The organism is Massilia sp. IC2-477, from assembly GCF_020707265.1.
Classification (GTDB): domain Bacteria; phylum Pseudomonadota; class Gammaproteobacteria; order Burkholderiales; family Burkholderiaceae_D; genus Telluria.
The window spans coordinates 180,983-187,903 of the sequence record NZ_JAJFEQ010000011.1 but is presented as its reverse complement, the minus strand read 5'-3'; the positions used below and the strand labels follow the sequence as shown (position 1 = coordinate 187,903).

At 67.9% G+C, this 6,921-nt stretch carries 5 protein-coding genes; 3 read left to right on the top strand and 2 right to left on the bottom strand.

Annotated elements, in window-relative coordinates; translation table 11 throughout:
* The 3 genes from LK542_RS20800 to LK542_RS20790 all read left to right on the top strand — a co-directional run.
* On the top strand, positions 1-1,137 hold a 1,137-nt coding region (locus tag LK542_RS20800), incomplete at its 5' end, for a hybrid sensor histidine kinase/response regulator (protein WP_227813420.1).
* Between the two features lie 93 nt (positions 1,138-1,230).
* Positions 1,231-2,307 (top strand): sensor histidine kinase, encoded by a 1,077-nt coding sequence (locus LK542_RS20795; RefSeq protein WP_227813419.1) that lies wholly within the window; start codon positions 1,231-1,233, stop codon positions 2,305-2,307.
* Complete coding sequence (locus tag LK542_RS20790; RefSeq protein ID WP_227813418.1) at positions 2,304-3,044, top strand: LytTR family DNA-binding domain-containing protein; 741 nt, start codon at positions 2,304-2,306, stop codon at positions 3,042-3,044. The genes LK542_RS20795 and LK542_RS20790 overlap by 4 nt, the downstream gene beginning before the upstream one ends.
* A 62-nt stretch (positions 3,045-3,106) precedes the next feature.
* Here the strand turns inward: LK542_RS20790 and LK542_RS20785 are convergent, their stop codons facing one another.
* Together LK542_RS20785 and LK542_RS20780 are read right to left on the bottom strand one after the other, a co-directional pair.
* Positions 3,107-5,434, bottom strand: a complete 2,328-nt coding sequence (locus LK542_RS20785; protein ID WP_227813417.1) for a response regulator — start codon at positions 5,432-5,434, stop codon at positions 3,107-3,109.
* Positions 5,427-6,914 (bottom strand): ATP-binding protein, encoded by a 1,488-nt coding sequence (locus LK542_RS20780; protein ID WP_227801995.1) that lies wholly within the window; start codon positions 6,912-6,914, stop codon positions 5,427-5,429. Before LK542_RS20780 ends, LK542_RS20785 begins: the two co-directional genes overlap by 8 nt.
* Positions 6,915-6,921 lie beyond the last annotated feature (7 nt).

Sequence of the window (6,921 nt, the reverse complement as noted above, 5' to 3'; positions counted from 1 at the left end):
CCCGCCGCCCCGGCCCTGCTGCCCGAATCGAACGTCATCGGCCTGGATGCGCCGATCGGCGAGCGGGTGAAGAAATCGACGGTGCTGATCGTGGACGACATTCCGACCAACATCGAAGTGCTGGCCGGCGTGCTGAAGGACGAATACGCGATCAAGGTCGCGATCAGCGGCAAGAAGGCGCTCGAGATCGCGGACGCCTTCCACATCGACCTGATCCTGCTCGACATCATGATGCCGGTGATGGACGGCTTCGAGACCTGCCGCCAGCTCAAGGCCAACCCGAAGACCGCCCACATCCCGATCATCTTCCTGTCCGCCCGCGACGGCACCGAGGACGTGGTGGCCGGCCTGCGCCTGGGCGCGGTGGATTACGTGTCCAAGCCGGCCGATCCGACCATCCTGAAGGCGCGCCTGTCGGCCCACCTGCTGCTGGCCACGGCCATGCAGGACGTCAAGCGCCAGAACGAACTCCTGATCGAGAACGCGCGCCTGCGCGAAGACGTCGAGCGCATGACGCGCCACGACCTGAAAAGCCCGATCGCGGTGGCGCTGCACGGCAGCCAGGCCCTGCTCTGCAGCCCGCTCACGCCGAACCAGCGCGAACAGGCCCACATGATCGAGACCGCGGCCGAGAACGCGCTCGAGATGATCAACCGCACCCTCGACGTCTACAAGATGGAACAGGGCAGCTACCAGCCGGCGTTGCAGGTGTTCGACCTGAGCGAGATGCTGGCCAAGGTCTGCCAGCAGGTCCGGCTCGCCTTCGACAGCAGCGACGTCACGGTCAGCTTCGAGGCGCCGCAGGACGTGACATGCCTGGGCGAGCCGCTGCTGTGCTACTCGCTGTTCAATAACGTGCTGAAGAACGCGATCGAGGCCTCGCCGCCGGGTGGCCGCGTCACGGTCAACATCGCGCCGGGCTATGGCAACCTGCACGTCATGATCGACAACGCCGGCGAAGTGCCGCCGGCGGCGCGCGAGCGCTTCTTCGAGAAGTACGCACCATCCGACAAGATCGGCGGCAATGGACTCGGCACCTACTCGATCCGCCTGATGGCCGAGGTGCAGGGCGGCAGCGTGGGCATGGACACGGGCCACGGGCGCACGCGCCTGACCATCACCCTGCCCTGCCCCTAAGCCCGGTTCCGGATTTCCTCATCCCGGATACCGAATCCCGCATTTCGCGTCATGGCAGATCCATCCGGTCCGTCCATGGGTGACAATCCGCCCATGACGACTTCACCCAACGCGCCGCGCCACAGGCTGATGTGGCGGATCTACGCCCTGGTCTGGCTGGCCTATGCGGTTTTCCTGGCTGTCGCGGACCAGCTCGACAATGTGTCCGGCGGACGCTTCGACCTCCCCAGGTTCGCGCTGACGATCGTCAGCCTGATTCCGTCCGCACTGCTGCTGGCCCTGGTCTGGCCGCTGACCGGCTGGCTGGAGCGCCGCGAGTACAGTCTGCCCAGGATCCTGTCCATCCACATCGCCGCCGCCATCGCCTTCGCCGTCCTCGCGCAGGGGCCGTTCTGGTCGATCTTCAAGGCCGGCAAGCCGCTCAGCTGGTACATCTGGCCGCTGCTCTACCATGCCATGACCTACCTGCTCAGCGCCGGCATCTTCCACCTGATCCGCGCCGGCGAGAAGGCGCACCGCCAGGCGCTGGCCATGAAGGATGCGCAGAACCTGGTGATCGCCTCGGAGCTGAGTGCGCTGCGCAACAAGCTCAATCCGCACTTCCTGTTCAACACGCTGCATTCGATCATCGCGCTCACCCAGCGCAATCCGGCCGCCGCCGAGACCGCGCTGTTCCAATTCTCGGACATGCTGCGCTATGTGCTCGACACCGAGCGCAGCGGCAGCGACCGCGTCACGCTCGACGCCGAACTCGATTTCGTACGCGACTACCTGGAACTGGAACAGCTGCGCCTGGGCCAGCGCCTGCACGTCGATTGGGACCTCGACGAGGACGCGGGCGACCATCCGCTGCCGGCCCTGTCGCTGCAGCCCCTGGTCGAGAACAGCATCAAGCACGCCTTCAACCCGCACACCCGGCCCGGCATCCTGCAAATCCGCACCCGGCGCGACGCCACCACCGGCGCCTTGACCATCACGGTGCGCGACACCGGCCCCGGCGCCGATCCGGCGTCGATCGCCAGCGCGCCGGGCCTGGGCCTGCGCACCATCGAACGGCGCCTGCAGCTGGACTACGGCAGCCGTGCCGCGATGCGTGTGCAGAGCGCGCCGGGCGCGGGATTCAGCGTATCGCTTACCATTCCGGCAGTCCGTGAGGAGAGCTTCGCATGAGCATGAAGACCGCGTTCTTCGCGGAAGACGAACCGCTGGCGCGCGACGTGCTGCGCGACGCCATCTATGCCCACCCGGGCCTGCGCCTGGTCGGCGAAGCGGCCGACGGCGCCAGCGCCCTGGCCCACATCACGCGCCTGCGTCCCGAGGTCGTGTTCATGGACATCCAGATGCCCGAGATGACCGGCCTGGAAGTGCTGCGCCGGCTCGACTACCTGCCGCAGATCGTGTTCACCACCGCCTACGACCAGTACGCGGTGACGGCTTTCGAACTGCATGCGGTGGACTACCTGCTCAAGCCCTTCACCCAGGCCCGCTTCGCGGCGGCGGTGGCGCGCCTGCTCGACGGTCCCGTGCATGCGCGCGAGGAGATCGAGGGCGCCCTGGTGCAGGCCTCGGGTGCACCGGCGCGGCTGGACCGCATCCTGGTGCGCGACCGCGGCCGCATCTTCCCGCTCGCCACCGGCGAGATCGAATACATGAAGGCCGATTCGAAATACACGGTGATCGCGGCGCGTGGCCAGAACTTCCTGGTCCGGATCGGCATCTCGGAACTCGAGGCCCAGCTCGACCCGGCGCGCTTCGTGCGCATCCACCGCTCGGCGCTGGTGAACCTGGACTTCGTGGAATCGATGCGCGCCGACGACCAGTCGCAGCTGCAGATCCACATGCGCGACGGCGCCGTGCTGGGGGCGAACCGGGATGCCTCCAAGGTGCTGCGGGACATGGCGATCTGAACGCGTGACAGACCGGATCGAAGGCTCCGTCGCAGCGATGGAGACGACGAGCGGGTAAAAACCTAAGGCATGTGCCGGCCCAGGGCCGCGACGATGTCCTGGGGGCTGACCGGCTTGACGAGGTGTTCGTCGAATCCCGCCTCCAGCGTCGCGCTGCGGTCGTGCTGCTGTCCCCAGCCCGTGACGGCGATTAGCGCAGCCTTCCTGCCCCAGTCCTGCCCGCGTACCCAGCGCGCCACCTCGAGCCCATTGGCATGCGGCATGCCGATGTCCAGCACCAGCGCGTCGGGCCGCCACTGGTCGGCCATCCGGATGGCCTCGCGGCCGTCATAGGCCACCTGGACCGCGTAGCCTTCCATGCGCAGCACGTCGGCCAGCAGGTCTGCCGCGTCGATGTTGTCGTCGGCGACCAGCAGCCGCGCCTGCGTGCCTGCGGCCACGACCAGGCCCGCCTCATCCTGTTCCGCCATGGCGCCGCCGTCCATGCATGGCAGTTCCACCCGGATCGTCGCGCCATGCCCGGCGCCTTCGCTGAGCGCCTCTACCCTTCCGCCATGCAGTTCGACCAGCCGGCGCACGACCGCCAGGCCGATGCCCAGGCCTTCCGGTCCGCCGCTGACCTTCGACTGCCCCTGCGAGAACATCTCGAACACGGACTCGAGCTGCTCCGGCGCGATCCCGGCGCCGTTGTCGGCCACCGTGACGACCGCCCGCTCGCCCTCGACGGCTGCGCGCACCACGATCGCGCCCGCCCCCGGGGTGAACTTGGCGGCATTGTTCAGCAGGTTGCTGACGATCTGGGTCAGGCGCACCTCGTCGCCCTCCACCATCACCGGCGCCGCGGGCAGGTCGAAGCGGATGTCGTGGCCGAGCGACTCGATCAGGGCGCGCGTGCTCTCGTAGGCCAGCTCGATGGTGCGCCGGAGGTCGACCGGACGCCGGTCGAGTTCGATGCGATTGAGCGTGATGCGGCTCAGGTCGAGCAGGTCGTCGAGCAGGCGGCCCATGTGGCGGGTCTGGCGCGCAATCACGTCGCGCGCCCTGGCGATGGTGGCGGGCGTGCCCACGTGGCGCAGCATCTCGACCGAATAGCCGATGGCGGCCATCGGGTTGCGCAGTTCGTGCGCCAGCACCGACAGGAACTCGGTCTTTTGCCGGTTCGCCTTTTCCAGTTCGCGCTGCACGTCCTTGAGCGCGCTGACATCCACGATGGCCGCGACCACGCCGCGCACCCGCGCCTGCGCGTCGAACAGGGGCGCCGCATTGACCAGGATGGTGAGCGAGCGGCCATCCTCGAACTGCACGTCGAGCTCGTCGCCGCGCACCGGCCTGCCGAGCCGCGCCGCCATGCGCATCGGCCAGTCTTCCGGTTCGATCGGCTCGCCGGCGCGCAGGTAGCGATAGGGCCGCTCCTGCGTGCCGACCCGGTCATATCCGGGGCCGTGGTCGACGCCCAGCAGCGCCGAGAACGCAGGCGTGATCTCGATGTGGCGTGCCTCGGCATCGCGGCTGATGGCGATACCGACCGGCAGCACGTCGAGGATGGTCTGCAGCTCTTCCTGCTGCTTGCGCTGCGCCTCCTTGGCCATGACGTCAAGCGTCACGTCGCGCAGGGTGCCGATGACCAGGGACGCCCGGCTGCCATCGTGCTGCAGCAGCTTGGCGCTGCCGGCGATCCAGCGCAGCCCGCCGTCCGCGCCCAGCACCCGGAACTCGGCGGCGACGCGGCTGGACCCGTCCAGGACCGTGTTCCACAAGTCCTGCAGGCGGCCCAGGTCCTCCGGGTGCAGCTGGGCCAGCGCCGCGGCCGGGTCCTGGTGCACGAAGCCGGGCGGATGGCCGAACATCGGTCCGGCGTCCTCGGAACAGGACAGCTGCCCGCTGGCCAGGTCCACCTGCCAGGTCGCCATGCCGGCCGACTGCAGCGCGACCTCGAGTCGCGCCTTTGCCAGCGATTCGCGGGCCACCGATGCCTGCAGCCTGGCGCGGTTGTTCACCCGCTCGAAGCAGGCCAGCACGGCGAAGGGCACGCGTGGATAGTGCTTGGGCGTCTTGGTGATGTAGTCGTCCAGGCCCTCTTTCATGGCGTCGACCGCCACCTCCTCGTTGCCGCTGCCGGTGAACATGATGACCGGCACCTCGGGATAGCGTCCCTTGATGTCGCGCAGGACCTCGGTGCCGACCGTCCAGCGCAGGCGGTAATCGGTCACGGCGACGTCGAAGCCGCCGGCGTCCAGGACCTCGGCCAGGCCGGCGCCGTCACTGATGTGGCGCACCTCGATGGCCTCGATACGCAGCCTGAGTTCGCGCTCGACCAGGGCGCGGTCGTCCGGGTTGTCGTCGATGAGCAGGACCCGCAAGGGGGTCGATGGGGTGATGGATTCAGGCACCGGGCAACTCGATCCAGAAAGTCGATCCGATGCCCGGCGCCGACTCCACGCCGACGCTTCCCTGCATGCGCTCGACGCCTTTCTTGACGATCGCCAGCCCGATGCCGGTGCCCGGATATTCTTCTTCGCCATGGAGGCGCTCGAACACGTCGAATACGCGTTCCCGGGCCTCGTCCGCCATGCCGATGCCGTTGTCCTGGACCTCGATGCGGACCTGGCGGCCATGGGCCTGCGCTACGACCAGCACCGCCGCGTGCGTGTTCGGCCGCACGAACTTCACGGCATTGCCGAGCAGGTTGGTCAAGGCCTGCACCAGCACCGGCCGGTGGGCCTTCACCATCAAGTCATCGGGCACATCGACCTGGATGTCGGCGGCGCGATAGGTCGGTTCGCTCTGCAGGACGGACTGCGCATCCTGCACCACCTCGCGCAAGGACAGGCTGTCGGACCTGATTTCATCGCGCGACAGGCGCGCGAATTCCAGCAGGTCCGACACCATCAGGTCGATACGGCGCGCAATGGCGTTGATGCGCTCGACGTACTGTTCGAAATTGCTGAAGTCGCGCGCCGCCAGGTCCTGGCTCAACGCGGCCGCGTAGCCCTGGATGGTGCGCAGCGGCTCGCGCAGGTCGTGCGAGACCGAGAACCCGAAGGTCTCGAGCGCCTCGTTGGCCTCCTGCAGCTGGCGGGTGCGCTCGATGATGCGCTGTTCCAGCTCGGCGTTCAGGCGGTGGATCTCGGCGCCGGCGCGGCGCAGCGAGGTGGCGTCTTCCACGATGCCGTCGATGGCGTCGTGGCCGTTGACTTTCACGCGCACCAGCTTGACGACGTAGAAGCGCCCGGCCTCGTCGGTGGCCCCGAGTTCGGCCTGCAGTTCGGCGCTGTCGGACACCGCCTGCAGTTGCGGCAGGCGAGCCATGACCTGGTCGAGCAGCGGGTGGCGCAGGGAGTCCGGCGCACTGGGATCGCCTCCCAGCATGGTCCAGAAGGCGCGGTTGGCTTCTTCCAGCCTGCCTTCGAGCGACATGCGGAACACACCGAGATGGATATTCTCGAGCAAGGCAGCCAGGCGGGTTTCGGAACGGATCGCACGCGCCCGGATCTCGTTGCGGCCGAGGCAGGTGTGCACGGCGACCGGCAGGCGCGCATAGTGGCGCGGGCTCTTGATGACGTAGTCATCCAGGCCGAGCTTCATCGCCTCGACAGCGATCTCCTGGGTGCCGGTAGCGGTGAACATGATGACCGGCATCTGCGCGTCGAAAGCCTTGACCTGCTTGAGGATGTCCAGCCCGGTGATCCAGCGCATCTGGAAATCGGTGATGACGATGTCGACGCGCAGCCCGGCCTGGAGCACCCGCTCCCAGCCGGCGCGGTCGCCCACTTCCTCGATCGTGCAGTCCGGCAGATTGCGTTCGAGTTCGCGCCGCGCCAGCGCGCGGTCATCGGGGTTATCGTCAAGCAGCAGAATATCCAGTGTCATCGTTCGC

Coding starts and splice junctions, on each gene's coding strand:
- LK542_RS20795 (WP_227813419.1), top strand. CDS start 1,231: ATGACGACTTCACCCAACGCGCCGCGCCACAGGCTGATGTGGCGGATC.
- LK542_RS20790 (WP_227813418.1), top strand. CDS start 2,304: ATGAGCATGAAGACCGCGTTCTTCGCGGAAGACGAACCGCTGGCGCGC.
- LK542_RS20780 (WP_227801995.1), bottom strand. CDS start 6,914: ATGACACTGGATATTCTGCTGCTTGACGATAACCCCGATGACCGCGCG.